This is a genomic window from Mesorhizobium kowhaii (assembly GCF_042431665.1).
GTDB classification, from domain to species: domain Bacteria; phylum Pseudomonadota; class Alphaproteobacteria; order Rhizobiales; family Rhizobiaceae; genus Mesorhizobium; species Mesorhizobium kowhaii.
Genome location: NZ_JBHLYT010000106.1, coordinates 1 through 1,768 on the forward strand (window position 1 = coordinate 1; position 1,768 = coordinate 1,768).

3 protein-coding genes are annotated in these 1,768 nt (G+C 60.4%); all 3 read left to right on the plus strand.

All coding sequences use genetic code 11. The features are described 5' to 3' along the window. Positions 1-85: 85 nt before the first annotated feature. Entirely contained in the window at positions 86-415 is a 330-nt protein-coding gene (locus ACFFNA_RS35310; protein ID WP_378924520.1) for a DUF5372 family protein, read from the plus strand. Between the two features lie 159 nt (positions 416-574). Then, the gene (locus ACFFNA_RS35315) at positions 575-997 is read left to right on the plus strand and encodes a helix-turn-helix domain-containing protein (protein WP_245331263.1); all 423 of its coding nucleotides are present in this window, start codon (positions 575-577) and stop codon (positions 995-997) included. Positions 998-1,301: 304 nt separating this feature from the next. Further along, on the plus strand, positions 1,302-1,768 hold a 467-nt coding region (locus tag ACFFNA_RS35320; protein ID WP_378924522.1), incomplete at its 3' end, for a recombinase family protein.

Sequence of the window (1,768 nt, forward strand, 5' to 3'; positions counted from 1 at the left end):
GGCCAGATGAAGCGGCCGCGCTCAAGCCTTTTGTAACTCACTTGGAAATGCAAGCGGTTCATCGTCCCCGTCGCAGTTTGTGACGGTGACTCACCCCTTTCATCCGTATTCCGGGCAGCGAGGTGCCTGCGTTGGGAAGCGCGGTAACCGAGCGGGCAAGCTATTGCTGCTGCGCTTTGACGATGGCCGGATTTGCTCTGTTCCGCCGCAATGGACCGATGCAGCAGGCCCCAGCCTTGAGGTTGTCGCGGGAAACGGGCGCGCACTGTGCAGCCTCACCGACCTACTGGAACTCAGCGGTCTCGTAGAGCGCCTCATATCGCAAGGGAGATGCGCAACGCCGAAAGATTGTAAAGGAAATTTTGCCGACGCTGTAAGGAAAATAACGCCGCAAAACCCATGGGGGCTTCGCTGAATGTGTCGTATTAGCAGAGATTATACTCGATTGATTGACAGATTTCCGCTTGACGGTTTAGCCATACGCGGCATATTTATAATTACGTCAATTGAGTCGGCATCGGGGGCGGCGCAGGTGTCGGACAGCGTCAAACACAGGCAATCGAAAGCCAGCGCTTTGGCCGAGGATGGCACGCTCAATCCAGCCCCGGAAAAAATCGGCGATCAGAAGTTCCGGGAGGACGGCTTCTTCGATCCGCGCGACATCGTGCAGGTGAAGTACGAGATGCTGCGGCGCGTATCGGTCGACAAAATGTCGGTAACGGAGGTGTCCGACGAATATGGCGTCTCCCGGCCGACCTTCTACCAGGCCAAAGCCGACTTCGAGGACGCGGGTCTGGCCGGCCTAGTACCGAGGAAGCGCGGCCCGCACGGCCCGCACAAGATCCAGAGCGAAGTGCTGGCCTTCCTCAGGGCCCAGGTGGTTCCGGGCGAGCCCATTCGGGCACGCGAACTGACGAACCGGCTGCGGACAGAGTTCGGACTCGATGTCCACCCCAGAACAATCGAGCGTGCGCTCGGCGAAAAAAAAACGGTGTAACCATCAGTGGCGGTGCGCAATTGCATTGCGCGATGCAGTCCCGCGCCACGGAGCGATACGAAATACTGCGCGCCGCCACGCTTGGCGCCGCGCTCCCTCTGGAGGCACGCAGCGGTCTTACCATCCTTCTGCATCGCGGCATGTGGGCCTGGGTTAGCGCGATCTTGCGTATGCCGGGCTGGTCCCCACCCGCGGCTTTGCCGCCAGTCGCCAGGCTGCCGATCGCAGACGAAACGTCCGAGCGACGCACAATCATCCACTTGCTCGCCACCATCGTGATGGCGGCCCCTGAACGGAGAACAGCATGAACGAAAAGCTCAAGGTCCAATCGCATCATCTCGAGCGTGGCGCCTACCTCTACATCCGACAGTCATCGATGCGACAGGTCATGGAGAACGTCGAAAGCACCAAGCGTCAATACGATCTTCGTGGTCGCGCGATCGGGCTTGGATGGCGCGACGACCAGATCACCGTCATCGACAGCGACCAGGGCGAATCCGGCGCTTCAGCGGCGTGGCGCGAAGGCTTCCAGCACTTGGTGTCCGATGTCGGCATGGGGCGCGCGGGGATCGTCATGGGGCTGGAAGTATCCCGCCTCGCCAGAAACAATGCGGACTGGCATCGGCTGCTGGAGATCTGCGCTTTGGCCGACACACTCATCCTCGACGAAGATGGCGTGTACGACCCGGCCAACTTCAATGACCGGCTTCTGCTGGGCCTCAAGGGCACGATGAGCGAGGCCGAGTTGCACGTTATCAAAGCCCGGTTGCG